This window comes from Acidovorax sacchari (assembly GCF_042847045.1).
GTDB lineage: Bacteria > Pseudomonadota > Gammaproteobacteria > Burkholderiales > Burkholderiaceae_C > Paracidovorax > Paracidovorax sacchari.
Map to the genome: position 1 here is coordinate 1977158 of NZ_AP035783.1, position 24859 is coordinate 2002016.

Consider the following 24859-nt stretch of genomic DNA (forward strand, 5'->3'; position numbering starts at 1 on the left):
GCTGCCATGGTGGCATGACACAATCGGCCCATGTTCCTGACCATCCCCACCATCATGACCTGGACGCGCATTGTCGCGATACCCTTGATCGTGGGCGTGTTCTACGCGCCGCTGGAGCCGGCCACCCGCAACCTCATCGCCACGGTGATGTTCGTTGTCTTCGCCGCCACCGACTGGCTCGACGGCTACCTGGCGCGCAAGCTGAACCAGACCTCTTCCTTCGGCGCCTTCCTCGATCCCGTCGCCGACAAATTCCTCGTCTGCGCGTCGCTGCTCGTGCTCGTGCACCTGCAGCGTGCGGACGTGTTCGTGGCGCTCATCATCATCGGCCGGGAGATCGCGATCTCCGCCCTGCGCGAATGGATGGCGCAGATCGGCGCTTCCCGCAGCGTGGCGGTGCACATGCTGGGCAAGGTGAAGACCACGGTGCAGATGGTCGCCATCCCGTTCCTGCTCTACGACGGGCGGGTCGGCGCCATCGACACGGGCGTCTGGGGCACGTGGCTGATCTGGCTGGCCGCGGTGCTCACCGTGTGGTCCATGGTCTATTACCTGCAGAAGGCCTTGCCGGAGATCCGCGCACGCGTCAAGCGCTGACCGGGGCAGCCCTGCCGGATGTCAATGGGGGCTTGCGATAGCGCACGCGGCGCCCGTTGCGCAAACCCCGCGCATCGCCTGGAGCCTCTGGAATTGCCGCTAAAATCCACGGCTTCCGCCGTCGCAAAACGGCCCGTTGTATTGACACCCGGAAAGTCGATGGCTTTAATCTGGCACAGCGGCATCTGCCCCATGCCAGCCCCTCTCACGCCCCGTACGAACCCCGCGCACCAGCGGCTGTTCCGGCGCGTGTGAAGGCCAGATTCGCGCCAGACATTTCCTCCACACCCTTTCCCGAGAGGCTTCTTGTGAACAAGTCCGAACTGATTGAGCAAATTGCGACCAATGCCGACATCTCCAAGGCGGCCGCCGCGCGCGCCCTGGAATCCATGATCGAGTCGGTCAAGAAGACCCTGAAGAAGGGCGGCACGGTGTCTCTGGTTGGTTTCGGCACCTTCGCGGTGGGCAAGCGCGCTGCGCGCACAGGCCGCAATCCCCGTACGGGCGATACGATTAAGATCAAGGCTGCTAAAGTTCCGAAGTTCCGCCCCGGCAAGGCATTGAAGGATGCCCTCAACTGAGGCTCGAGGTTCAAGGTGGGGTGCTTAGCTCAGTTGGTAGAGCGGCGCCCTTACAAGGCGTAGGTCGGCGGTTCGACCCCGTCAGCACCCACCACCGATCAAAAGGCGAACGAGAGTTCGCCTTTTCTTTTGTCGCCACTGAAAGATCGAAACCATGTTCGAATCCATCCGCAAGCACTCCAAGGTCGTCATGATCGTGCTGTTCTTGCTGATCATTCCGTCGTTTGTGCTCGTGGGCATCGACCGGAACTACTTCACCAGCAAGAGCGCCGTGGTGGCACGCGTGGATGGCCATGACATCACCCAGGACGACTGGGACAACGCGCACCGGATGGAGACGGACCGCATCCGCGCGCAGTCGCCCTCGGTCGATGCCAAGCTGCTCGATTCGCCCCGCGCGCGCTACGCCACCCTGGAGCGCCTGGTGCGGGACCGCGTGATGCAGGCCGCCGCCGTCAAGATGCACCTGGTCACGAGCGACGCCCAGCTGGCCCGCACGCTGCAGGGCATTCCCGCCATCGCCGCGCTCAAGCGCCCCGATGGCTCGCTGGATGCCGAGGCCTACCGCGCACTCGTGGGCTCCCAGGGCCTCACGCCCGAGGGTTTCGAATCCAACGTGCGCCGCGAGCTCTCCCTCAGCCAGGTGATGGGCGGCGTGATGGGCTCCGCCTTCGCGGCCCAGGAGCCGGCGCGACTCGCGCTGGATTCGCTCTACCAGCGCCGCGAGATCCGCGTCGCCCGCTTCGATGCCAGGGACTTCGCCGCCAAGGTCACGCCCACGGACGACGAACTCCAGGCCTACTACAAGGCCCACGAGGCGCAGTTCCGCCAGCCCGAGCATGCCGACGTGCAGTACGTGGTGCTCGACCTGGACGCCGTGCGTGCCAGCATCACGCTGAGCGAGGATGACCTGCGCACCTACTACAAGGAAAACCTGGAGCGCCTCGCCGGCAAGGAAGAGCGCCGCGCCAGCCACATCCTGATCAACGCCCCCAAGGACGCCCCCGCCGCCGACCGCGAGAAGGCCAGGGCCCGCGCGCAGGCGCTGCTGGAGCAGGTGCGCAAGGCGCCGAACACCTTTGCCGACGTGGCCCGCAAGAATTCGCAGGACACGGGCTCCGCGCCCTCTGGCGGCGACCTCGGCTTCTTCAAGCGCGGCGACATGGTCAAGCCGTTCGAGGACGCGGCCTTCTCGATGAAGAAGGGCGACATCAGCGACCTGGTGGAGAGCGAGTACGGCTACCACATCATCCAGCTCAACGACGTCAAGACGCCGAAGCAGCCGACCTTCGAGGAAGTGCGCACCAAGCTGGAGACGGAAGCCAGACAGCAGCAGGCCCAGCGCAAGTTCGCCGAGCTGGCCGAGGTGTTCTCCAACACCGTGTACGAGCAGGCGGACAGCCTGCAGCCCGTGGCCGACAAGCTCAAGCTGAAGGTGCAGACCGCCAGCGACGTCACGCGCACCCCGCGCCCCGGCGCCCAGGGCCCGCTGGCCAACGGCCGCTTCCTGGAAGCCCTGTTCTCGTCCGACTCCGTGCAGAACAAGCGCAACACCGAGGCCATCGAGACGGCGCCCAGCACCCTCGTGGCCGGCCGCATCGCCGCCTACACGCCGGCTTCCACCCCGTCCTTCGACCAGGTGAAGACCCGCGTGCGTGAACTCTTCGTGGCCGAGCGTTCCGCCGAACTGGCGCGCAAGGAAGGCGAGGCGAAGATGGCCGCCTGGAAGGCCGCTCCGGCCAGCGCCACCGGCCTCGGTGCCCCCGTGACCGTCTCGCGCGACAAGCCCGAAGGCCAGCCCCGCCCCGTGGTGGATGCCGCGCTGCAGGTGAATGCCGACAAGCTGCCCGCCTTCGCCGGCACCCCCCTGGGCGCCCAGGGCTACGCCGTCATCCAGGTGGACCGCATCGTGCCGCGCGACCCCGCGGACCCTGCCGTTGTGCGCCAGCAGCAACAGCAGTACGCCGAAGCCGAGGCCCAGGCCGAAGCCATGGCCTACTACGAACTGCTCAAGGACCGCTTCAAGGTCCAGTTCAAGGTGGCCCGCCCGACGGGCGACGGCACCCCGGCCACGGAAAATTGACGAAGTTCGGCCGGAAAGGGTTTTATCCGGCTATAATTTCAGGCTACGGTGGCTGTAGCTCAGTTGGTAGAGTCCAGGATTGTGATTCCTGTCGTCGTGGGTTCGAGTCCCATCAGCCACCCCAAAAAATGCTAGTAAAAACAAGGACCTTCGGGTCCTTGTTTCGTTTCAGGGGCACGCTGGGGGCGAAGCGGGAATCGCCGACTGTTGTCCTGATGCTTTGGCGGCCTGATCGGACTGCCAGTCTTCGGTGGGTCTTTGCTGCCTCGAAGCAGATCGACTCACTCAAGCATCGCCCGCAGGCACTGCCTCGATACGTCATGCGGGACGCATGTCGCCTTTGACTGCTGCCATCAATGTGTCGCTTCTAGGTAGGGATCCTCTGTCCTAAGTCGAGCAGGCTACGGGCAGGGCCTGTCTTGACAACGCGATCTCTGACAGCCATGCTTTGCATGTGAGATAATTTTAAAGTGATATCACGTTAAAATTATTATGGCGGGAAGATCCAAGAAATCATCTTCGGCGTCCGAACCTGCGGTACCGGCACCCTCGGAGAAGTGGGAAGTCGTCTTTCACGATGAATTCCTGCCGGAGTTCCGCGCGTTCGACTTGGACGTGCGCCGCGAACTGGCTTCAGCTGCCAAGGCCATCGAGCTGGCAGGGCCGAAGACAGGACGGCCTCATGTCGACACGCTCAATGGCTCGAAGCACGACAACATGAAGGAGTTGCGCTTCAAGGCCCACAACGGCTCGGAGATCTGGTGGGCGGCATTCGCCTTCGATCCCCAGCGAAAGGCCTATGTGCTGGTGGCTGGCGACAAGCAGGGGCAGGACGAGGCAGCGTTTTACAAGACCCTGATCAAGACGGCCGACAAGCGGTTTGACGCCCACCTGAAGAAGCTCGCCAAGGCGAAGAAGGAATCACCATGAGCACCACACTGCAAAGCATCATCGAAGAGTTTTCCGCCGAGGATCAGAAGCTCATCCAGAGCAAGGCGAGCGTCCTGGCCGAGGAGATGGTTCGCCACGCGGACTCGCTGGCTGAGGTCCGCTCGGCATTGGTCAAGACCCAGGACGAGGTGGCGCGGGTGCTCAATGTCAAACAGAACGCCGTGGCTCAGCTGGAGAAGCGTTCGGACTTGCTGCTCTCGACGCTGCGCAAGTACGTGGAAGCCATGGGCGGAGAACTGGCCGTGGCTGTCAGAACCGGTGCTGGCACCGTGATCATGCTTGATAGCCTGAGCTCCCTCGCCAAGCCATCGGCGCCGCGTCGTGCGCGCGCATCCGGCGTGGCTCGCAAGTCGGCGGCTCGCCCTGCCAGCAAATCCAAGCTCAAGGTCAAGCACGAAGGAACTGCGGTTGCCTGACGATCGGGCTCGACGGCGGAATGACAGGGGTTGCGTACGCTGCTGCCAATCAGAGCTACCTCAAGACCGCTGCGGTCTATCTACGCCAGGGGTAGACTCATTTCGAGGCGCTGCTGGCTCGCATTCACCAGCACATCGCCGCGATGCGAGCACACCGCAGCTTCACCTGACCCATTCGCGTAGCGGTTGCGCGAACATGAGGACGCTGATGCCCATTGGGCTTGCGCCGTAGAAGCCACCGCGCTTGGCCGCGAATACATCCGCCCTCGGATGCATCGTTGCGAATCCATGCCAACCATGTCGCGACATCTTCGTTTCGAGGCTAGGCAATAGAACCTGTCGCGGCATATCCAGCTGGGTTGAGCCAGGATGCGATACTCCTTGGATGTTGGACGGTGTCGATTTACGCTGATGGCATGACGTATCGAGAAGTGCCGATCGGCGCGGCCCAGCGCGAAATGATTGGCGACCGAGTCGTCATCCAGCTACCGACGCCTATCCTGTCAGCGGAGATGCAGCGATTCTCGCCCACTGCAGCGCTTCTGATCCTGGACGCGCAACATTGCCGCGCGGCCGTCATCGGGGCGCTTTAAGGGGTGCGGGACTACGAGGTTCATCAGCGCGTGCTGGCCGAGCTCTGCATCTACTACGACCTGCAGGAGCGTCTGGTGCGGCTGCTGGAGAGCGCGATGGACGAGTCGCTTTTCGACGTGATCAGCCTGCCCACTGAGCACTTAGGCGCCCAGCTCGCATCCAGGGGTCGCGTTGGCGAGCGACATGGCACGATCTGTACGCGCAAAGCGGGCCGCGCTGGAATTTCTGGAGGGCACGCAGTGACGTGGTCGATGCTCAACGAAGCCGAAGTGGCTGTGTACGAGATAGACGCATATCGTCAGACGGCTCTCGGCCCCACCTCCTAAGCAGGTACTTCTTCGCCTCATGTCGCTCAAGACACAGGCGCAAAGGAGGACAGGGAGGCATACCGCAACTTCTTCGTCGCCTTCGAGCACGCCGCCATCTACTTTGCCATCGAGGTCCTTGGGGGATGGCATTCAGTGATCCGGTTAGTCCAAGCTGCCGGCAGCGTCTCACATTCGCGCGACGCGACTTCTTGAAGGCGTTTGAGGACCATCAGGGGCCTCGCACCTGCGACGTTCGCTTCGTTCACCTGGGCACGCCTTTGCCGCCCGGCCGATCCGCGGACTCCCTCGGTTTCTCCTTCGGCGCGTTGTCACACTCCGTCGTGAGGCGCTGGTCTTGGCCAATCACTCGTTTTCCCCTGGGGCCGATACGGCCAGTTTGCCTTCTTTGCGGTTACAAACTCTATTGGGGCAGCAGGGTGTGGATGCTCGGATTCACACCGAATAAAGCGGCAGGCGCGCCGGGCGCTAGCAGGGGAATTCGCCGCAAGCCTGAGGCAGGGAATGAGGCCGTGGCGATTGGCCGCGACGCGCATAAGGAGGAAATGATGGAAGACCCAGGAAAGCTTTTCGTTGACGAGCGGTTGACGAGGATTTGCGTCTACTGCGGGGCGAGGCCTGATACGAGGGATCATTGCCCCTCGAAGGTTCTGCTGGACGAACCCTATCCGCCTAATCTGCCAGTGGTTGAGGCCTGCTTGGCATGTAACAAGTCCTTCTCGCTGGACGAGCAATACCTAGCGTGCTTTTTGGAGTGTGTCATGTGTGGGTCGACCGATCCGAAGGAACTGCGTCGCGAGAACATCACAAGGATCCTCTCAAAGACGCCGAGGTTGGCCGCGGAAATTCAGTCCACCGTGACCGTCGACGAAAATGGGGGCAAGACTTGGCACCCGGACATGGATCGCGTGCGCAATGTGGTCCTGAAGCTCGCGCGCGGCCATCTCCATTTCGAGCTCAGCGTTCAGGAGCGGGACGATCCCGATGTCTTTGAGATCGCGCCGCTTTCGGTCTTGACGGCCGAGAGCCGCGAGTTCTTCGAGTGCCCTGAGCCGGGGCCCATGGCGGCCTGGCCAGAGCTGGGATCCCGCGCTTTCCTCAGGGCGTTGCCTTTGGGAGGTCATATGCCCGACAACTGGCTGGATGTGCAGGAGGGGCGATATCGCTATTTGATTGGCCAAAGCCACGGGACCTACGCCCATATCGTGATTGGCGAGTATTTGGCTTGCCGGGTTGCGTGGGGTTGACGGCGGTTCGGGAGATGCCTTGAGGGAGGTGGTACTCATGCCTACGGAGCAGCAAAAGGCCGAGAAGGAAAGTCCATGCAGTTCAAAGCCAGTTTCTACGAGACATACAACATGTGCGATGCCGTCAGTGGGCTATTGAAGCATCCACTGGACCACGCGCTGTGGTTGGAAGGATTCCACTGCGACGAGCAATGGGCAGGCTGGCTCGCGCCCTATGAAAAGCGATCGGTGCTGCACTTGTTCATTGGCTTCGTGGTCCAAGGGGTGCACTCGGAGCAAGCTGACGACTTCGACATCGAGAAGCAAAAGTCGATCTATGCGAACTTCAAGGACATCCCGCCCGCGATCGCGGACTTGCAGCCGCACAAGTTGCCTATCGAGCACGCCTTCGAACACCATGGAATCGATCATCAGACCTTCTTCGAGTTCCTGAAGGACGAGGGCAAGAAGTTCGAGTCTGCCGATGCGGACGATATCTACGAATACATGAACGAGATTTGGATATCGGCCGCCTATGGAGAACTGATCGAGCAAACGGTGGACGAAGTCTTCCACGTTCTCTTTCAGAACCGCGAACTCATGATGATGTTCAATGTCTTCGCGTCGAGGATCCTGGAACTTGGCGATTGGGATCTGGCAGAAGACCTTGATCGTTCGCTGTTAACGTCCAGTGGCAAGCTTGCGCGCGTGCGGCCTCCAAGTTGGGCGCGGCGAGCGGTGTTCTTTCGCGACCGCGGGCGTTGCGTGCTGTGCGACACAGATCTCACGGGTCTGCTGAACATTGACAACGTCGAGAACTACGATCACATCGTTCCGCTGTCGAGCTGGGGCTTGAACGACATCACCAATTTGCAGTTGCTATGTGTGCGCTGCAATCAGCATGAGAAGCGCGACGGTGCTCCCGTTACATCCGGGCGGTACCAGTCTTGGTATCCCATGGATGACGGCGATTCTTGAAAATGCCCGCTTCAGCAAACCGATGATCTGCTGCTGCCGTGAATCGACTCTTCCTCATGTCCGTCATTCTCCAAGTTGACGGACTTCGCTTCCATTCGGGTGGTACGGCTATCGGGGAGCACGTCAGCCCCGCGTTCACTCGCGCGGGTCAGTCCTGCGGGACGATGGAACGCTAGGCCGGCCGGCCGAACACCGTCACCACGTACTCGGCCATTTCCAGCCCCCGCGCCTTCGCGATGGCGTGCAGGCGCGCCTCGATCTCCGGGTCGAAGAACTCCTGCACCGACCCGTCCAGCAGGGACACCAGGTGGCCATGGCACTGCTCGTCGTCGCTCAGTTCATAGACGGCCTTGCCGGCCCCCAACTGGCTCTTCTTCAGCAGGCCGGCCTGCTCGAACTGCGACAGCACGCGGTACACCGTCGCCAGGCCGAGGTCGGTGCCGGCGGCGAGCATCTGCCGGTAGATGTCCTCGGCGGACAGATGCCTCTGCGCGCTGCGTTCGAACAGTTCCAGCACCTGCATCCGGGGCAAAGTGGCCTTGAGCCCGATCTGCTTCAACTTGTCCGTGTGCTGCATGCGCGATTCAACCCGTTTCGACGATGGAAGGCCTCCGCACCCGATCCAGTGACGCCGGGCGCGCAGACTCAAAGTTCGATCCTAGCCGAGAACGAGAACGCATCCCATTCCATATATGTCGGGGCCGGGCCTCCGCTCTGCCTGGGGCCGGTACGCGAGCGCTTCACTCCCCGCGGCGCAGGATTTCCTCCATCGCATCCCGGGGGATGATCGCGCCCTGGTGCTGGATCACCGCCGCCGCCATCCGGTTGCCCGCGCGCGCCGACGCTTCCGCGGAGGCCCCGGCGAGGCGCTGCGCGAGGTATGCGCCGGCGAACGAATCGCCCGCGGCGGTGGTGTCCACCACCCGTGCGACGGGAACGGCGGGCACTTCCAGCACCGCGCCTGCGTGCCGCACGAGGGTGGGCAGGGGGCCGCGCTTGAGGACCAGTTCGGGAACCGGCAGCGCCAGGCTGCGGTGCACCGCTTCCTCGTGCGGAAGGCCGTCGTGCAGGGCCTGCTCGTCGTCGATCGTCACCAGCGCGATGTCGGCCACCGCGTAGGCGGATGCGAAGGCCTCCCGCGCCTGCGCGGCGCTGGCCCAGAGACGCGGGCGGTAGTTGTTGTCGAAGACGATCCGGCCGCCGTGGCGCTGCACCTCGGCCGCCAGCGAGAGCAGGCGCTGCCGGCCCTCGGGCGGCAGGATGGCCAGGCTGATGCCGCTGAAGTAGAGTGCGTCCAGTTCCCCGGCCGAGGCTTCGAGCGGCGTGCTGCCGGCGCTGAAATAGGCGGTGGCGGCGCTGTCCTTGCGCCAGTAGGCGAACTGGCGCTCGCCCTGTGCATCGACGCTGATCATGTAGAGGCCGGGGCTGCGGTCGGGCAGGCGGCGCACCAGGCCGGTGTCCAGGCCCTCCGCGTGCCACCGGCTCGCCATGCCATCGCTGAAGGCATCGGTGCCCAGCGCGGTGGCGTAGCACACGGTCAGCTGGTCCCGGCGGCTCGACCGGGCCAGATAGACGGCGGCGTTGAGCGTGTCGCCGCCGAAGGACTGCGCCATCGTGCCGAAGGCCTCGCCGCGCAACTCCAGCATGCATTCGCCGAAGAGGGCGATCTTCATGGGCGCTTCCTTCACGGGCGCGGGAGTCCGTCGATGCCGCTGCCACACAGCACGACCGCGATGCGCTCGTCGTCACGGCGCTCGAAGCGCCTCTGCGTCACCGAGGCGAGGGCGGTGGCCGCGCCGTATTCGATGGCCAGCCCTGTTTCGTTCCACGCGGCCTCCGCGCAGGCCTGCACGTGGGCCTCGTCCACCAGCACGATCTCGTCCACGTAGCGTTCGATGAGGGCGAAGTTCAGCGGTTCGGTGGAGCGGGCTGCGAGGATCGGCACCCGGGTCGATACCTGCTCCAGGGCCACGATCCGCCCCAACTGGCGGCAGGTGGCCAGCGTGGGGCAGCCGGCGGCCTCGACGCCGATGATGCGCAGCGAGGGTTTGGCCAGCTTGGCGGCTTCCGCCACGCCCGCGATCAGGCCGCCGCCGCCGATGGAGACGACCAGGGTTTCGACGTCCGGCCATTCGTCGAGGATTTCAAGCGCCAGCGTGCCCTGTCCCGTGACTACGTCGCGGTCCGCGTAGGGGTGCAGCAGCGCGCCGCCGTCACGGGCGACGGCCTGGCCCGCGGCGTCCCAGCTCTGGTCCCAGAAGTCGCCGTGCACCGTCAGGCGCGCGCCGTACCGCTCGATCCGCTGGCGGGTGAGCGTGGTGCTGGTGTTCATCACGAACACGTTGGCGGGGATGTCCAGCTGCTGCCCCACGTAGGCCACGGCAGCGCCGAAGTTCCCGCCGGAGGCGGTGGCGAGGCCCTGGCCGCGCACGTGTCCGGGCAGGCAGAGTGCACGGTTGAAGGCGCCGCGCGCCTTGAACGACCCGGTCACCTGCAGGTTTTCCGCCTTGAGGCGCAACTGGCTGGCGCCGGCAGGCGTCCAGGGGGCGGCCTGCACCAGCGGCGTGCGCCGCACATACGGCGCGATGCGCTGCTGCGCCGCGCGGTAGTCGGCCAGGGTGGCCGGAGGGTGGGCATCGGCCGCTTCGGCGAAGGAAGCGCGCTCGGCGTGGGCATGGATGGCGGGCTTCAATGCTGTGCTCCTGGTGTGGTGTTGCCGGTGCCGGGAAGGTCTTCCACCAGCACGCAGAGGCTGTTGCCCTGCCGCGCGATGCCGAAGGTCCGCTGCGAGTAGAGCACACCGCCCACCGCGAAGCGGATCTGCCGCGGTTCCTCGCCCGGCTCGCTGAGCCGGTGCAGGCGGCCCGCGACCTCTCCGGCCTCGACCCGGCGGCCCAGGGCGTGCAGGGGTTCGAACCAGCCGTCCCCGGGGCAGAGCAGGTTGCCCCCGGGCGCCATGCGCACGAGGCGGCTGGGCCCGGCGGCCGGCAGGGGGGCCGCGGCCGGCAGCACGCCGAGGCCGTCGAGCACCCGCGCCACGCATTCCCGCGTGCGCTGCACGCCCGTGGGCGAGATGCTGCCGTTGGCGCCCATTTCGGCGGCGATGGCCGCCAGCCCGAGCGCGGCAGCGGCGCCGCAGCTGGTGCGTGGGTCGCCCATGTTGTCGGTGACGACGGTGTAGCGGGCGCCAAACCAGCGCGCCATGGCCTCGGCCTTCTCGCGCGTTTCGGCGCGCAGGGAGGGCGTGACGACGACCTGGGCGCTTTCCTCGATGAAGAGCGAACTGCCGCCGGCATGGAGGTCCACGTAGGCATCGCACTGCGGGAACACCACGTCGTGGATGAAGGCGGCGATCTGTTCGGTGGGCGTGCCGAACGGGTTGCCGGGGAAGACGCGCGCGAGGTTGCGGCCGTCCAGCGGGCTGACGCGCGAGTGCGCGCGCATGGCGGGCGCGTTGGCCGCGGGCATCAGGATCAGGCGGCCGCGCACCTGCGACGGCTGCACGCTGCGGATGAGCTCGTTGATGACGATCGGGCCTTCGTACTCGTCGCCGTGGATGGCCCCCGTGAGGAACACGGTGGGGCCGTCGTGTCCGCCGCGGATCACCGCCAGGGGGATGGTGACGGCGCCCCATGCGTCGTCGTGCGCGGAGTAGGGCAGCCAGGCGCTGCCCACCTGCTTGCCGGGGGCCTGCCAGTCGATGTCGGTGAAAAAGGTGGAGGGACGGGAAGTCATGATGTCAGCGGATGTCTTTCTGTTCGTCCTTGAACCACTTCAGGCGCAGCTTCGCGAGCGTGCCGTCCGCCTGCCTGGCGTCGAGGAATCTGTTGATCTCGGCCAGCAGGGCGGGCTCGCGCGGGGACACGGCGATGTAGGCGGGGCTGGTGCGGATCTTCGCCTTCAGCTCGATGCCGCGGGAGGGGTTTTCGTCCGCGATCTTCTGGGCGATGAAGTTGTTCTCGGCGAACGCCTGGGCCTGGCCGGCCAGGAAGGCGGACAGCGCGGAGGCGGTGTCTTCCAGGCGCAGGATCCGGGCCTTGGGCAGGGCTTCGGTCAGCGAGAGGTCTGGTGTCGAGCCTTTCGCGACCGCGATCTGCACGTCGGCCAGTTGCTGCAGCTCACCGGCCCTGGGCACCGACGGACCGGCATAGACGCCCAGCACGGTGGCCGCATAGGGCTTGGAGAAGGCGACCTGCCTGGCGCGCTCTGGCGAGGAGCCCAGGGCGGCCACCAGCACGTCCACCTTGTTGGAGAGCAGATAGGGGATGCGGTTGGCGCCGGTCACCTGCTGCAATTCGAGTTTCGCCCCCAGCGACTGCGCCAGTTGCTCGGCCAGCTCGACGTCCAGGCCGACGGGCTTGCCGGAGGCGTCGGTGAAGCCCCAGGGCGCGGCGTCGATGGTGACGGCCACGCGCAAGACCTTCTTGCTCTGGATGTCGGCCAGCTTGTCGGCATGGGCCAGGAAGGGGGACAGCGCGAGGACCGCGGCGGCGATCAGGGACTTGCGACGGATGTGCATGGTGGGACTCCTGGAGGGGGGATGGGGATATCGGTCGTCGTCTAGTGGACGTTGGCGATGAACTGGCGGAATTCCGGGGTCTGCGGCGCGCCGAACATCGCCTCGGGCGTGCCGCGCTCCCAGATGCGGCCCTGGTTCATGAAGAGGATTTCGGAGGCGACCTTGCGCGCGAAGGCCATCTCGTGGGTGACGACCATCATCGTCATGCCGCTGCGGGCGAGGTCTTCCATGACGCGCAGCACTTCGCCCACCAGTTCGGGGTCCAGCGCGGACGTGGCCTCGTCGAACAGCATCAGTTCCGGGGACATGGCCAGCGCCCGGGCGATCGCCACGCGCTGCTGCTGGCCGCCGGACAGCTGCGACGGCATGGCGTCCAGCTTGTTGCCGAGCCCCACGCGCTCGAGCATGTCCCGGGCCAGTTCGCGGGCTCCGTCCCGGGGAACGCGGTTCGTCAGGACCGGCGCCAGGGTCACGTTGCGGCAGGCCGAAAGGTGCGGGAAGAGGTTGAAGCTCTGGAACACCATGCCGACGCGCTGGCGCAGCGCGGGCAGGTCGGTGCGGGGGGACTGAACGTCCACGCCGCCTACGGCGATGCGGCCCGCGCTGATGGTCTCCAGCCCGTTCACGCAGCGCAGCAGGGTGCTCTTGCCCGAGCCGCTGCGCCCGACCAGGGCGACGATGTCGCCGCGCCGCACTTCCGTGCTCACGCCGCGCAGGACGTGGTTGCTCCCATAGTGCTTTTCCACCGAATCAATGACCACGAGCGACATGCATGCGTCCTTCGAGATAGAGCGCGTAGCGCGCCAGGGGATAACAGACGGCGAAGTAGCACAGGGCCACCGCGCAGAACACGGGAAGGTGCTGGAGCGTCGATCCGCTCACGATCTGTCCGGCGCGCGTCAGTTCGACCAGGCCGACCAGGGCCGCCAGCGAGGTGTTCTTGATGAGCTGCACGAGATAGCCGATGGTGGGCGGCAGCGCGATGCGGGCGGCCTGGGGCCAGATCACGTGGCGCAGCACCTGCAGCCGCCGCAGCCCCACGCAGGCGGCCGACTCCCACTGCCCTTTGGGCACCGCCTCGATGCTGCCGCGCCAGATGTCGCCCAGGAACGCCCCGGCGGACAGCGAGAAGGCGACGACCGCCGCCAGGAACGCATCCACCTGCCATCCCGTCAGCATGGGGACGCCGAAGTACAGCAGGAACAGCAGCCCCAGCAAGGGGATGCCCTGCACCAGTTCGATGTAGGCCCGTGCGAGCGCGCCCAGCCATGCGGCCCGCGCGGTGCGTGCGCTGGCCACCAGCAGGGCGACCACGGAGCCGATCGCGAAGGAGGCCAGGGCCAGCGCCACCGTCCACCGCATCGCGAACAGGATCATCCCGAAGTCGGCCATGGAAAGTCCGCGCATGTCAGGACTCCTTTCCGAACAGGCGGCGCCGTGCGGCGGCGAGCAGCAGCCGCAGGGCGATCACGGCGAGGAAGTACAGGCCGCAGATGACCGCATACACCTCGAAGCTGCGGAAGGTGCGCGAATCCACGAAGCTGCCCGCGTGGAAGATGTCCTCCACGCCGATCTGGGAGATCAGGCTGGTGCCGATCAGGGTCAGCACCATCTGGCTGGCCATGGCCGGGAACACGTTGCGCAGCGCGGGCACCAGCATGATGTGCCAGAGCACCTGGGGCGTGCGCAACCCCAGCGCGGCGCCCGCTTCGGCGAGTCCCCGGGGCACGGACAGCAGGCCGGAGCGGAAGATTTCCACGAAGTAGGCGCCGGCATAGAGGGACAGCGAGAGCACGCCGGCGACCGGCGCCTCCAGCCGCAGCCCGAGGTGCGGCAGGCCGAAGTAGATGAGGAACAGCTGCACCAGCGCGGGTGTGTTCCGGAAGAACTCCACGTAGACGCGCGTCACCGCCCGCAGGGGGCGGCCGCCATAGGTCAGTGCCAGCGCGCCGCCGAGGCCGAGCGCCACCCCCAGGCCGATGATGGCGGCGGCAAAACCCAGGGTGTGCAGCAGGCCCTGCAGGAGCTGGCCCCAGTAGGGGGCCAGCTGGTCGAATTGGAAGACATAGTCCATGGCCGGGACCGTCTGTCACTCAACCTCGAGGATGGCCTCGATTTCCACTGTCTGGTTGCCGGGCAGCGAGCCCGCGCCGATGGCCGAGCGCGCGCCCCGGCCCGCCGTTTCTCCGAACACCTCGACGAAGAGGTCGGAGCAGCCGTTGATGACCTGGGGGTGCTGTGCGAAGCCCGGCGCGCCGTTGACGAACGCCAGCAGCTTGACCACGCTGCGCACCCGGCCCAGGTCGCCCAGCGCATTGCGCGCGACCGCCAGCAGGTTGAGCCCGGTCAGGCGTGCGTGCGCATAGGCCTGGGCGATGCTGACCCCTTCGCCGACCACGCCGGTGTGCAGGTGCCCGCCCGCCTCGAGGGGGCCCTGGCCGGAGAGATAGAGAAACGGCCCCACGCGCCGCGCGGCGACGAAGTTGGCCACGGGCTGGGGTGGCGGGGGCAGGTGGATGCCCAGGGAGGCCAGGCGCTCTTCCGGCGATGAAGAAGGGACAATGGTCTGGTTCATGGAAAACTCTAAGCAACAACGGTGCCAATTGGTTCTAAAATGGTTGATATGTCGAACCAATTGGCGCTTTATTGGTTCTAGATTAGACCGATTGACCTCGTTTTATATCGGGTACAACCCGAATTGGCACATAAATGGTTGACCATTCGAGCAAAAAAAGGACCATGTCACCGGCGCCAGACGCAGGAGGGGGCGTGTCGCTGTCGGACATCTCGCCGCGCATCGCGGGGCAGGACAAGGCGGCCGCGACGCGCGTGTACCGGGCCATCCTGCAATCCATCCGCGAGGGCGCTCTCCGGGAGGGCGACAAGCTGCCGGACGAACGCACCATGTCCGTGCGTTTCGAGGCCTCGCGCGGGACGGTGCGGCATGCGCTGGCCATGATGGAGCACCAGGGGCTGGTGGTGCGCAAGGTGGGCAGCGGCACCTACCTGAAGGAAAGCGCGGAGCAGGTGCTCAGCGCCACCGACCTGCCGGTGGCCGCGCACCACGAGAACGTGCCGACTTACGCGGAAATCCTGGAAGGGCGCCTGCTGTTCGAACCGGCGATGATGGAGTTGTCCGCACGGCGGGCGGATGAGGAGGATTTCGCCCGCATGCGGCAGCAGCTGGCCGTGGTGCGCGAGGCGGAGCGCTGGCTGGCCTTCAAGGAAGGGATCTACGGCGTCCACCTGGCCATCTTCAGGGCGACGCACAACCGCTTCCTGATCCAGGTCTTCGAGACGGTCATCAATGACCGCCGGGCCGTGGATTACGACGGCCGCACCGGCGTGCACGGGCCCGTGAGCCCGCTGGTGCGGGAGCAGGCGGTGCGCGAGCTGAGCGAGATCGTGGAGGCGCTGGTCCGGCGCGACGGCAAGGCCGCCTCGCGCCTGGCGGAGGAGTATTTCACGCGCATCCTGGGATCGCTCAGCCTGTATGGCTGAGCAGGGCCGGGCGGGCCCGGCTCCACGAGGCAGCCCCGGGCGTGGGGGCTGCCGCGGCCTACAGGTCGAAGAAAACGGTTTCCTGCGCGCCCTGCATGTGGATGTCGAACCGGTACACCACGCTGCCCTCGCCGGCATCCACGCGCTGCGCGATCAGCGTGTGCCGGCGCTCCGCCGGCACGCTGGCCAGGACCGGGTCGGCCGCGTTCGCGGCGGCCTCGTCGCCGAAGTACACGCGCGTGAAAGTGTGCAGCAGCAGGCCGCGCATGGTCACGATCACGTGGATGTGCGGGGCGAGTCCTGGCGCCTCGGGGCCGGGCTTGACGGTATCGAAGCAGTAGCGGTGGCCGGCATCGGTGCCGGTGCCGCAGCGCCCGAAGGCGCGAAAGCCGCGTTCGACCGCCTCGGCGACGGTGGCGGGATAGGTGCCGCTGCCGTCGGCCTGGGCGATCTCCACCAAGGCGTCGGAGACGGGCAGGCCGTCTCCGTCGAGCACGCGCCCTTCGAGGCGGATGCGCTCGCCGTGCGCGCCGTCCAGCGCCAGCACGGCGCCGAAGGGCTGGCCGTGGTCGTAGCCGTACTGCTGCGGCACCAGTCCGTACGCGAAGTAGGGGCCCACGGTCTGGGAAGGCGTCTGCCCGAAGCTGTCTTTCAAACCTTGCATCATGGTCGGTGTCTCCTGCCGCGGGTCAGCCGCGTCCGCTTTCGAACGGGGTCTCCTCCGCGCCGCGCAGCACGATGTCGAAGCGGTAGCCGAGCGCGAAGCCTTCCTCGGTGAGGTCGAGGTCGAAATCCGAGACGAGGCGGCCGCGGGCGTGTTCCGGCGTGCTGTTGACCATGGGGTCGTATCGCATGAGCGGGTCGCCGGGGAAGTACATCTGCGTCACCAAGCGGCTGCCGAAATGCTCCCCGAACAGCGAAAGGTGGATGTGCTGGGGCCGCCATGCGTTGGGATGGTTGCCCCAGGGGTAGGCGCCGGGCTTGATGGTGAGGAAGCGGTAGCGGCCCTCGTCGTCGGTGAGGCAGCGGCCTGCGCCGAGGAAGTTGGGGTCCAGCGGCGCGTCGTGCTGGTCGTTCTTGTGCACGTAGCGGCCGGCGGCATTGGCCTGCCAGATCTCGATCAGGGTGTTGCGCACGGGGCGGCGGCGCTCGTCGAGCACCTGGCCGGCCAGCACCATGCGCTCGCCGATCGGTTCGCCATTGCGCCGGGCGTTGCGGGTCAGGTCGTGGTCGAGCGTGCCGATGCAGGTGTGGTCGTACACCGGCTGGCGCATGTCGCCGAGCCGCGCCTTGAGTGGCACGAGCGGCCGGGTGGGCCCGCGCTTCGCTGTGGAGCGGTAGCCGGGATAGAGGTAGGAGGGATGGCTGGGCCAGTCGCGCGGGGCCAGGGCCGCGTCCGGCGGCGCGCTTGTCTCGGTGGTCATGGTGCGGTGCATCGTGTGGTGGAAACCGACCCCCACTCTAAGGGGGCGCCGTCCATGCTGTAAATTGAAGAATCGTGTTTCTTCAATAACCGAAGGGAATGGATGGCCGTGCACCTTCTTTCTTCCGCGGATGCCGTGTCCCGCGGATTGCAGTTGCGGCACCTGCGCTGCCTGGTGGTGGTGGCGCAGGAACGGCACCTGGCGCGCGCGGCGGCGCGCCTGTCGGTGAGCCAGCCGGCGGTGTCCAAGATCCTGGCCGAACTCGAGGCGCTGGCGGGGGAGCCGCTGGTGGAGCGCGCGGCATCGGGCCGGCGCGGCATCCTCGGGCTGACGGCCGCGGGGGAGCGGCTGCTGGTGCATGCGCGGGCGGCGCTGGATGCGGTGCAGGCAGGTGCCGCGGCGCTGCGGCCCGCCGGCGCGCCACGGGCGGAGCGCCTGCGGCTGGGACTGCTGCCAAGCGCCGCGCGCAGCCTGGTGGCGGACACCCTCGTGCGCCTGCGCGCGCTGCGCCCGGCACTGGTGCTGGAGGTGCGCGCGGCCGCCAACGATGCATTGCTCGACGACCTGCGCGCCGGCGCGGTGGACCTGGTGGTGGGCCGCATGAGCGACCCGCAGCACATGGAAGGCCTCACCTTCGAGTTGCTGCGCATCGAGCCGCTGGTGCTGGTGGTGGCGCAGGGGCATGCGCTGGCGGGCCGGCGGCCGGGGCTCGGGACGCTGCGGCAGCTGCCCTGGGTGGTCTATCCGGAAGGGACCGTGCCGCGCCACCACACGGCGGGGCTGTTCTCGGACCGCGGACTCGCGATGCCCGACGCGCTGCTCGAGACGCTGGACACGGCGCTGGCGCGCAGCCTGGTGCTGGCGTCCGACGCGGTATGGGCCACGCCCCTGGGCGCAGTGGAGGACGATCTGCGCGCTGGCCGGCTGGCGCGGCTGCGCGTGGACACTGGCGGTACCGAAGAGCCCGTCGGCGTGCTGCGCCGCCGCGATGCGCCGGTGCCGGCCGCGGCCGCGGCCGCGGCGCTGGCGGACCTGCTGCGCCGGTCGCCGGCCGGCACGCGGCGGGCGGCAAGGCGCTGAAGCGCGAGGCGCGGCGGGAGGGCCGTCAGCCCTGCGGCTCCGGCGGCGGCAGCAGGCCCTTCTCGCGCAGGATGCCGGTCGCGATCCCGAAGGCATGGTTGGCGACCGGCACGCCGCAGTAGATCGCCGCCATGAGGATGACCTCCTTGATCTCGTCGGGCGTGAGGCGCGACTCGGGCGGGCCGTCGAGCGCCGCGCGCACGTGCAGCGCGAACTCCTCGTAGGCGTGGATGCCCAGCATCATCGACAGCACCATGAAGCGCCGCGTCCGGTCACCGAGCGCCGGCCGTCCCCAGATGTCCTGCCAGGCGTGCCGGGTGATGAGTTCCTGGAACTCGGCATTGAACGGCGTGCGGTTGTGCAGCGAGCGGTCCACCCAGGCATCGCCCAGGATGCGGCGGCGATTGCGCAGGCCGGCATCGAAATCCTCGGCGCGGGTGGTGGACGCGGAGGCGGAGTCCGGAGTCGGGAAGGGGGCTTGCGGAGACGTCATGGCGTTGCAGTCGAAAAGGGGGAACGACGTGGTCAGGCGGCGGGGCCGGAGGGAGCCTCGCGCAGCCGAGCGATCTGTGCGCGCGCCAGCGCGCCGGCACGGGACGCCAGGGCCGGATCGAACCATTCCGCGGCCGTGGCGGCGGGCAGTTGCGCGCGCAGTGCATCCAGGTTGGCGCGCATGCGGGCTGCGTGCACCTCGAGGCCGGGCAGGGCGGATGCGAGCGCGCGCGACGCGCCGTGCGCGCACAGCACCAGCTGCGGCCATTCGGCCAGTTCGGCCTGCCAGTGGCCGAGCGACCGCTCGTGCTCCTGCGGCATCGCGCCCAGCAGCGCCGCCACGGCCTGGGGCGCGCGCTGCGCGGCGGCCAGCGCGGTCATGCAGGCCACGGGATTGCGCTTGTGCGGCATGGCCGAGGAGGTGCCGCGGCCCTTGCCCGTGGGCTCGGACACTTCGCCCACCTCGAACTGTGCCATCAGCGACAGGTCCCGCGCGATCTTGCCCAGCGTGCCGACCAGCAGGCCGATGTCGCAGCCCAGCGCCACCCAGGCGTCGCGCAGGGTGTGCCGCGGCGTGGGCGGCGCGGACAGCCCGAGTTCGGCCGCCATGAGGGCGACGATGGCCGCGCCCTGGCCGCGCAGCTCGGCCTGCGTGCCCACGGCGCCGCCCAGTTGCACCGCCAGGGCGGTGGGGGCGCTCTCGCGCAGGCGCGCCAGGCAGCGCTCCACGGCATCGGCCCAGAGCACGCATTTCCAGCCGAAGCTGGTGACGGAAGCCGGCTGGCCCAGGGTGCGCGCCAGCAGGGGTGTCTCGGCATGCTGCTCCGCCAGCCGCAGCAGTTCACCCCGGATGGCGTGGGCATCCTGCACGATGGCGTCCAGCACCGGGCGGGTCACCAGGGCCATGGCGGTATCGATGACGTCCTGGCTGGTGCTGCCGACATGGGTGGCTGCCACGGCCAGCGGGTCGGACCGGCCGATCGCCTCCTTCAGCGCGGCGATCAGCGGTATCGCGAGGCTGCCGGCATGTCCGCTTTCGCGCACGATCCCGGGCACGTCGAACAGGTCCACCCTGCAGGTGTCGGCCACCGTGCCGGCCAGCGCGGGATCGATGAGCCCCACGCGTGCCTGTGCCCGCGCGAGCGCGGCCTCGAAGCGCAGCATGGCATCCACGAAACTGCGGCCGCCAAAGGATTCGATGGCTTCGGGGGTGGAGAGAAAGCCTTCAAGTACGGTCATCCGGGTCCTCGGGAGCGATGGGGTCTGGTGCGTGCATTTTCGGGCAATCGCTCATGCCCGGCCGCCCGTCCCTTCGGGCCAGCGGGTCAGCACCTCGAAACCGTCCTGCGTCACTGCCACCATGTGTTCCCACTGCGCGGACAGGGACCGGTCCCGCGTGACGACCGTCCAGCCGTCGTCGAGCTGCCGCGTCGCGGCGCGGCCGGCATTCAGCATGGGTTCGATGGTGAAGACCATGCCCGGCTCCAGCCGCAGGCCCTCGCCGCGGTTGCCGTAGTGCAGCACGTCCGGGGCCTCGTGGTAGGCGCGGCCGATGCCGTGGCCGCAATACTCGCGCACGACGCTGAAGCGCTCCCGGCGGGCCACCGATTCGATCGCATGGCCGATGTCGCCCAGGGTCGCGCCGGGCCGCACCTGGCGGATGCCGGCGCACAGGGCCTCGCAGGTGGCCTCGACCAGGCGCCGGGCCTGCGCGCCCGGAGTGCCCACGTAGAACATCCGGCTCGTGTCCCCGAACCATCCGCCATGCTGCACCGCGACATCGATGTTGACGATGTCGCCGTCCTGCAGGACCGTACCGGCCGAGGGGATGCCATGGCAGACCACGTGGTTGACGGAGGTGAGGATGGTTTTCGGATAGCCCAGGTAGCCGACGTTGGCCGGCACGGCGCCCTGCACGCCGACGATGTGCGCGTGGCAGAGGCGGTCCAGTGTTTCCGTGCTCACGCCCGGCACGACATGCGGCCCGATCATGGCCAGCACCTCCGCGGCGAGCCTGCCGGCTTCTCGCGCCCCGTCCAGCTCCTGCGCGGATTTGAGGGATATCGCGCGTGCCATCAGCATGCGCCTCGCGCGACTGCAGGGGCCGCCGGGGACGTGCCCGCACCGGCGGCGGTGGCGATGTCCAGCCCGCCCGCGAGTTCGGCGCGGACCAGCATCTGGCAGATCTGCTGGTGGTCCAGTTCGGGATGCAGCTCGCTCAGCATGCCGATGCGCATCCAGTGCTCCGCCTGCGCATTGATCGAGCGGCTCAGCGCGTTGCCGGCGATGCGCAGGTTGTCGTGCATCCGGTCGGAGATCTTGACGATGCCCATGGCCATCCTTTGTATGAAACGTATATGAATTGTATATGTTTCGTATGTCAATGGCGATTCCGTCGTCCTCACGCACCGCTCGCAGATGGAGGAAATTCCACTTTGCAAGGGATTGTTCTCGATCAAAAATATTGCATGTTTTTGTCTAAACGATAAACTGGCATCAAATCGGTGGATGAATTGCAGTGGCGGGTGTCTCTTTTCTCAGGAGGAAGACCTGCCCGGCCCTTTCGTCCGTGGCGTCAACGTCGGGTGCTGGAGGTGGGTGATGAAAAGGCATTTCTTGCGGCAGGCCTGTGCTGTCTCTGCGGTGTGGCTGTCCGCGTGCATGGCGCCGGGCATGGCGCACGCGCAGGCGGGTGTGGAATGGCCCGCGCGGCCGATCCGCATCGTCGTGCCCTATCCCCCCGGCACGGGTCCCGACGTGATGGCACGCCTGGTGTCCGAGGGCCTCGCCCGGGAACTGAAGGCCCCTTTCGTCGTGGAGAACAAGCCAGGCGCCAACGCCATCATCGGCACGGGCGAAGTGGCCAAGGCGCCGGCCGACGGCCACACCTTCCTGCTGGTGGACCGGCTGACGCTGTCCGTGAACCCGCTGCTCTACAAGCCACTGCCGTTCGATCCCGGGAAGGACTTCGTGTCGGTCAGCAACATTGCCGACGTGGATCTCTACCTGGTGGTGAGCGCGCGCGTGCCGGCCGCTGACTTCCGTTCGTTCATCGATTACGCCAAGGCGCGCCCGGGGCAGGTGCCCTTCGGCACCGGCGGCGTGGGCAGCGTGATGCACCTGAACATGGAACTGCTGCAGGCCGGCACGGGAGTGCAGTTCCTGCACGTGCCCTACAAGGCGCTGGCCGAGGTCATCCCGGCGTTGCTTGGCGGGCAGGTGGACGCGACTTCCGGCGGCGTGGAAGCCCTGCTGCCGCACGTGCGCAAGGGCTCGCTGAAGCTGCTCGCCGTGGGCGCGGACAAGCGCACGCCGGTGGCGCCCGACGTGCCCACCGTCGCCGAGGCCGGAGCCCCGGGCATGCTGCTGTCCACCTCGTATTCGCTGCATGCCCGCGCCGGCACGCCGCCCCAGGTGCTGGCCCGCATGCATGCGGCGCTGGACAAGGTGCTGTCCGCCCCCGCGCTGCGGACCTGGGCGTCCGAACGCGGGCTGCGGGTCGGCGCATCGCGACCGGAAGAGCTCGACGCCCGCATCGCGGCCGACGCCGAACGCATCGGACGGCTGGTGCGCGAGCGGCACATCCAGGTGCAGTAGCCAGGCCGCGCGCGCTTTCCGAATTTCTCCAAAGGACCCAAGACCATGAATCCAGTGACCGGCGCGCACGCGCTGTGGACCGCGCTCGCCTCCGAAGGGGTGGATACCTGCTTCGCCAATCCCGGCACCACCGAACTCGACCTGGTGCGCGCGCTGGAGCACCAGGACGGCATCCGCTGCGTGGTGGGCCTGCAGGAGAACGTGTGCACGGGCGCTGCGGACGGCTACGGCCGCATGAGCGGCCGGCCCGCCGCGACGCTGCTGCACCTGGGGCCCGGCTTCGCCAACGGCATCGCGAACCTGCACAACGCACGGCGTGCGCACACGCCCATCGTCAATGTCATCGGCGACCACACGAGCTGGCACCTGCCCTACGATGCGCCGCTGACCTCGGACATCGAATCGCTGGCGCGGCCGGTATCGGGCTGGGTGCGCCGCATCGGCGGCGTGCAGGAATGCGCGCAGGCGGCGGAGGAAGCGGTGAGCGAGAGCCTGGCTCGGGGCGGGCAGGGCGCCACGCTGATCTTCCCGGCGGACTTCCAGGCCGCGGCGCTGCCGGAGTCCACCGCGGACGCGCCCCAGTCCGCGGAGCGGATATTCGCCCGCTCCGCCACGGAGGGCGCGGCGGACGGCTATGACCCCGGGCAGGCCCTGGCGCGTTTGCGCGTGGCGGGCCGCGTGGTGTTTCTGCTGGGCGGCGGCGGCGAGCACAGCGGCCTGGGCGCGCGTGCCCAACGCGCCGCAGCGCGGCTGTGCGGGCAACTGGGCGCTTCGGCCTATGCCGAGACCTTTCCTGCCCGGTCGGAACGCGGCCAGGGCCTGCCCGCCTTCGACCGGCTGCCGTACTTCCCCGAGCCGGCGCGCGCCGTGCTGGATGAGGCGGACCTCGTGGTACTGGCCGGCGCGTTGCCGCCCATCACGTACTTCGGCTATGCGGGCCATCCGAGCGCGCTCGTGCCGGCGGAGCGGCTGCTGGTGCTGGCAGCGCCGGGCCATGCCGTGGCCGAACGGCTGGAACAGCTGGCGGACGCGCTGGGAGCACCGGCCTACGAAGCGCCCGCGGCGGAGATGCCCTTGCAGCCGGAAGGCGAGCTGACGCCGGCGCGCATCGCGGCGGTGCTGGCGCGCGAGCTGCCGGAGCGCGCCATCGTGTCGGTAGAAGGCGGCACCTGCGGCTATCCGTTCTACGCCGCTTCGGCGGCCGCGCGGCCGCACACCACGCTCACCAACACCGGCGGCGCGATCGGGCAGGGCCTGCCGGTGGCGCTGGGCGCGGCCATCGCCTGCCCGGACCGCCCGGTGGTGGGGCTGCTGTCGGACGGCAGCACGCAATACACCATCCAGGCGCTGTGGTCGCTGGCCCACGAGCAGCTGGACGTGGTGGTGCTGATCGCGGCCAACCACCAGTACGCGATCCTGCGCAACGAACTGCGCCGCGACGGCGGCACGCTGGGCGCGCGCGCCGAGGCGCTGACGGCGCTGGACCACCCCCGCATCGACTGGGTGGGGCTGGCGCAGTCGTACGGCGTACCGGCGGCGCGCGTGTCCACGGCCCAGGCGCTGGCCGGGGAGCTGCGGCGCGCGCTCGGGCGCAAGGGTCCGGCGCTGATCGAGATGGCGCTGTGACGGGGTTCATCGGCCGGGGCGCGTGCCGCGGCCTTCCATCCATCCAAAGGAGTGTGCAATGGATCTGAAACTGAAGGGCAAGGTCGCGGTGGTGACCGGAGGCAGCCTCGGCATCGGCCGGGCCGTGACCGAGGCGCTGGCGGCCGAGGGCGTGCGCGTGGCGATCGTGGCCCGCAGCCAGGGCGCGCTGGAGCAGGCCGCGCGCGAGATCGGCGGGAAGACGGGCGTGGAGATCCTCGCGGCGCCTGCGGACGTGAGCAGCACCGAGCAGGTGGAGGCCATGATGGCCCGCGTGGCGGCGCATTTCGGGCGCATCGACATCCTCGTGAACGGCGCCGCGCATCCGGGCGGGCTGGTGCGCAGCGAGATCGAGAACGCCGATCCGGAAGGCCTGCTGGAGGACATCAACATCAAGGTGGTGGGCTACATGCGCTGCGCCAAGGCCGCGGCGGCGCACATGAGGCAGGGCGGGTTCGGCCGGATCATCAACATCGGCGGCCTCACGGGCCGCGGCAGCAAGCAGCTCTCGGGCATGCGCAACGTGGCGATCTGCCACCTCACCAAGACGCTGTCCGACCAGCTCGGCCCCTCGGGCATCACCGTGAACGTGATCCACCCCGGCGTGGTGGAGACGCCGCACATCCACGAGCTCTACGCCAAGGAGGCGCGCCTGCAGGGCCTGACGCCGGAGCAGGTCGAGGCCAACTACGCCAAGGCCACGCCGATCCGCCGCGTGCTTCAGCCGGAGGAGATCGCCGACGCGGTGCTGTTCCTCGCCTCCGAGCGCGCCGGTGCGATCACCGGCGAATCCATCGCGGTGGACGGCGGCATCACCCGCGGCATCTTCATCTGAACGCATCCAAGGAGG

At 67.7% G+C, this 24859-nt stretch carries 28 protein-coding genes and 2 tRNA genes; 15 read left to right on the forward strand and 15 right to left on the reverse strand.

The features are described from left to right. Positions 1-30: 30 nt before the first annotated feature. The 10 genes from pgsA to ACGHC0_RS08990 all read left to right on the forward strand — a co-directional run bounded on the left by pgsA (position 31) and on the right by ACGHC0_RS08990 (position 7752). The gene (gene pgsA, locus ACGHC0_RS08945) at positions 31-597 is read left to right on the forward strand and encodes a CDP-diacylglycerol--glycerol-3-phosphate 3-phosphatidyltransferase (RefSeq protein WP_288475516.1); all 567 of its coding nucleotides are present in this window, start codon (positions 31-33) and stop codon (positions 595-597) included. Positions 598-905: 308 nt separating this feature from the next. Further along, positions 906-1178, forward strand: a complete 273-nt coding sequence (locus ACGHC0_RS08950; RefSeq protein ID WP_011794801.1) for an HU family DNA-binding protein — start codon at positions 906-908, stop codon at positions 1176-1178. Positions 1179-1196: 18 nt separating this feature from the next. After that, positions 1197-1272 (forward strand) — tRNA-Val (locus ACGHC0_RS08955). A 60-nt stretch (positions 1273-1332) separates the two neighbouring features. Further along, the gene (locus ACGHC0_RS08960) at positions 1333-3261 is read left to right on the forward strand and encodes a SurA N-terminal domain-containing protein (RefSeq protein WP_415268001.1); all 1929 of its coding nucleotides are present in this window, start codon (positions 1333-1335) and stop codon (positions 3259-3261) included. 48 nt (positions 3262-3309) lie between these two features. Then, positions 3310-3385 (forward strand) — tRNA-His (locus ACGHC0_RS08965). A 368-nt stretch (positions 3386-3753) separates the two neighbouring features. Next, a complete protein-coding gene (locus tag ACGHC0_RS08970) occupies positions 3754-4191 on the forward strand; it encodes a type II toxin-antitoxin system RelE/ParE family toxin (RefSeq protein WP_415268002.1) in 438 nt (145 codons plus the stop codon). Beyond that, positions 4188-4628, forward strand: a complete 441-nt coding sequence (locus ACGHC0_RS08975; protein ID WP_368354892.1) for a helix-turn-helix domain-containing protein — start codon at positions 4188-4190, stop codon at positions 4626-4628. The genes ACGHC0_RS08970 and ACGHC0_RS08975 overlap by 4 nt, the downstream gene beginning before the upstream one ends. A gap of 623 nt (positions 4629-5251) precedes the next feature. Further along, complete coding sequence (locus ACGHC0_RS08980) at positions 5252-5548, forward strand: hypothetical protein (protein ID WP_368354894.1); 297 nt, start codon at positions 5252-5254, stop codon at positions 5546-5548. Positions 5549-5973: 425 nt separating this feature from the next. After that, the gene (locus tag ACGHC0_RS08985; RefSeq protein ID WP_415268003.1) at positions 5974-6795 is read left to right on the forward strand and encodes a hypothetical protein; all 822 of its coding nucleotides are present in this window, start codon (positions 5974-5976) and stop codon (positions 6793-6795) included. A gap of 75 nt (positions 6796-6870) precedes the next feature. Then, complete coding sequence (locus ACGHC0_RS08990; protein WP_415268004.1) at positions 6871-7752, forward strand: HNH endonuclease; 882 nt, start codon at positions 6871-6873, stop codon at positions 7750-7752. A gap of 172 nt (positions 7753-7924) precedes the next feature. Here the strand turns inward: ACGHC0_RS08990 and ACGHC0_RS08995 are convergent, their stop codons facing one another. The 9 genes from ACGHC0_RS08995 to ACGHC0_RS09035 all read right to left on the reverse strand — a co-directional run bounded on the left by ACGHC0_RS08995 (position 7925) and on the right by ACGHC0_RS09035 (position 14846). Next, positions 7925-8329, reverse strand: coding sequence for a Fur family transcriptional regulator (locus ACGHC0_RS08995; RefSeq protein WP_092834114.1), 405 nt, complete (start codon positions 8327-8329; stop codon positions 7925-7927). A gap of 163 nt (positions 8330-8492) precedes the next feature. After that, the gene (locus ACGHC0_RS09000; protein ID WP_415268005.1) at positions 8493-9425 is read right to left on the reverse strand and encodes a sugar kinase; all 933 of its coding nucleotides are present in this window, start codon (positions 9423-9425) and stop codon (positions 8493-8495) included. Between the two features lie 11 nt (positions 9426-9436). After that, entirely contained in the window at positions 9437-10444 is a 1008-nt protein-coding gene (locus tag ACGHC0_RS09005) for a threonine ammonia-lyase (RefSeq protein ID WP_415268006.1), read from the reverse strand. Next, positions 10441-11487: a succinylglutamate desuccinylase/aspartoacylase family protein gene (locus ACGHC0_RS09010; protein WP_415268007.1), complete on the reverse strand. Its 1047-nt coding sequence runs from the start codon at positions 11485-11487 to the stop codon at positions 10441-10443. Before ACGHC0_RS09010 ends, ACGHC0_RS09005 begins: the two co-directional genes overlap by 4 nt. Positions 11488-11491: 4 nt before the next feature. Continuing rightward, entirely contained in the window at positions 11492-12271 is a 780-nt protein-coding gene (locus tag ACGHC0_RS09015) for a transporter substrate-binding domain-containing protein (protein WP_368354900.1), read from the reverse strand. Between the two features lie 41 nt (positions 12272-12312). Then, on the reverse strand, positions 12313-13041 hold the full coding sequence (locus tag ACGHC0_RS09020) for an amino acid ABC transporter ATP-binding protein (RefSeq protein ID WP_368354901.1): 729 nt from the start codon (positions 13039-13041) through the stop codon (positions 12313-12315). Then, positions 13022-13678: an amino acid ABC transporter permease gene (locus tag ACGHC0_RS09025; protein WP_415268008.1), complete on the reverse strand. Its 657-nt coding sequence runs from the start codon at positions 13676-13678 to the stop codon at positions 13022-13024. Before ACGHC0_RS09025 ends, ACGHC0_RS09020 begins: the two co-directional genes overlap by 20 nt. A 1-nt stretch (position 13679) precedes the next feature. Continuing rightward, positions 13680-14345: an amino acid ABC transporter permease gene (locus ACGHC0_RS09030; RefSeq protein WP_415268009.1), complete on the reverse strand. Its 666-nt coding sequence runs from the start codon at positions 14343-14345 to the stop codon at positions 13680-13682. A 15-nt stretch (positions 14346-14360) separates the two neighbouring features. Continuing rightward, on the reverse strand, positions 14361-14846 hold the full coding sequence (locus ACGHC0_RS09035) for a RidA family protein (protein WP_368354903.1): 486 nt from the start codon (positions 14844-14846) through the stop codon (positions 14361-14363). 164 nt (positions 14847-15010) lie between these two features. Between ACGHC0_RS09035 and ACGHC0_RS09040 the strand changes: the two genes are divergently transcribed. Next, positions 15011-15772: a FadR/GntR family transcriptional regulator gene (locus ACGHC0_RS09040; protein ID WP_368354904.1), complete on the forward strand. Its 762-nt coding sequence runs from the start codon at positions 15011-15013 to the stop codon at positions 15770-15772. Positions 15773-15830: 58 nt separating this feature from the next. Here the strand turns inward: ACGHC0_RS09040 and pcaG are convergent, their stop codons facing one another. After that, positions 15831-16439, reverse strand: a complete 609-nt coding sequence (gene pcaG / locus ACGHC0_RS09045) for a protocatechuate 3,4-dioxygenase subunit alpha (protein WP_415268010.1) — start codon at positions 16437-16439, stop codon at positions 15831-15833. A 22-nt stretch (positions 16440-16461) separates the two neighbouring features. Further along, positions 16462-17196 (reverse strand): protocatechuate 3,4-dioxygenase subunit beta, encoded by a 735-nt coding sequence (gene pcaH, locus ACGHC0_RS09050; protein WP_415268011.1) that lies wholly within the window; start codon positions 17194-17196, stop codon positions 16462-16464. A 102-nt stretch (positions 17197-17298) separates the two neighbouring features. On the opposite strand from pcaH, the gene ACGHC0_RS09055 reads away from it, so the two are divergent. Next, complete coding sequence (locus ACGHC0_RS09055) at positions 17299-18276, forward strand: LysR substrate-binding domain-containing protein (RefSeq protein ID WP_415268012.1); 978 nt, start codon at positions 17299-17301, stop codon at positions 18274-18276. Positions 18277-18301: 25 nt separating this feature from the next. Here ACGHC0_RS09055 and ACGHC0_RS09060 read toward each other — a convergent pair whose 3' ends face one another. From ACGHC0_RS09060 to ACGHC0_RS09075, 4 genes are read right to left on the reverse strand one after another with little or no spacing between them, the layout of a single operon-like run. Continuing rightward, the gene (locus ACGHC0_RS09060; RefSeq protein ID WP_368354908.1) at positions 18302-18769 is read right to left on the reverse strand and encodes a carboxymuconolactone decarboxylase family protein; all 468 of its coding nucleotides are present in this window, start codon (positions 18767-18769) and stop codon (positions 18302-18304) included. Positions 18770-18801: 32 nt separating this feature from the next. After that, positions 18802-20007: a lyase family protein gene (locus ACGHC0_RS09065; protein ID WP_368354909.1), complete on the reverse strand. Its 1206-nt coding sequence runs from the start codon at positions 20005-20007 to the stop codon at positions 18802-18804. 51 nt (positions 20008-20058) lie between these two features. Next, positions 20059-20844 (reverse strand): type I methionyl aminopeptidase, encoded by a 786-nt coding sequence (gene map, locus ACGHC0_RS09070; protein WP_415268013.1) that lies wholly within the window; start codon positions 20842-20844, stop codon positions 20059-20061. Continuing rightward, positions 20844-21101 carry a ParD-like family protein gene (locus ACGHC0_RS09075; RefSeq protein WP_368354911.1) on the reverse strand — a complete coding sequence of 86 codons (258 nt, stop codon included), beginning with the start codon at positions 21099-21101 and terminating at the stop codon, positions 20844-20846. The genes map and ACGHC0_RS09075 overlap by 1 nt, the downstream gene beginning before the upstream one ends. A gap of 268 nt (positions 21102-21369) precedes the next feature. On the opposite strand from ACGHC0_RS09075, the gene ACGHC0_RS09080 reads away from it, so the two are divergent. From ACGHC0_RS09080 to ACGHC0_RS09090, 3 genes are read left to right on the forward strand one after another with little or no spacing between them, the layout of a single operon-like run. After that, the gene (locus ACGHC0_RS09080; RefSeq protein WP_368354912.1) at positions 21370-22365 is read left to right on the forward strand and encodes a Bug family tripartite tricarboxylate transporter substrate binding protein; all 996 of its coding nucleotides are present in this window, start codon (positions 21370-21372) and stop codon (positions 22363-22365) included. 45 nt (positions 22366-22410) lie between these two features. After that, entirely contained in the window at positions 22411-23991 is a 1581-nt protein-coding gene (locus tag ACGHC0_RS09085; protein ID WP_415268014.1) for an acetolactate synthase large subunit, read from the forward strand. Positions 23992-24049: 58 nt separating this feature from the next. Next, positions 24050-24844 (forward strand): SDR family NAD(P)-dependent oxidoreductase, encoded by a 795-nt coding sequence (locus ACGHC0_RS09090; RefSeq protein WP_368354914.1) that lies wholly within the window; start codon positions 24050-24052, stop codon positions 24842-24844. Positions 24845-24859 lie beyond the last annotated feature (15 nt).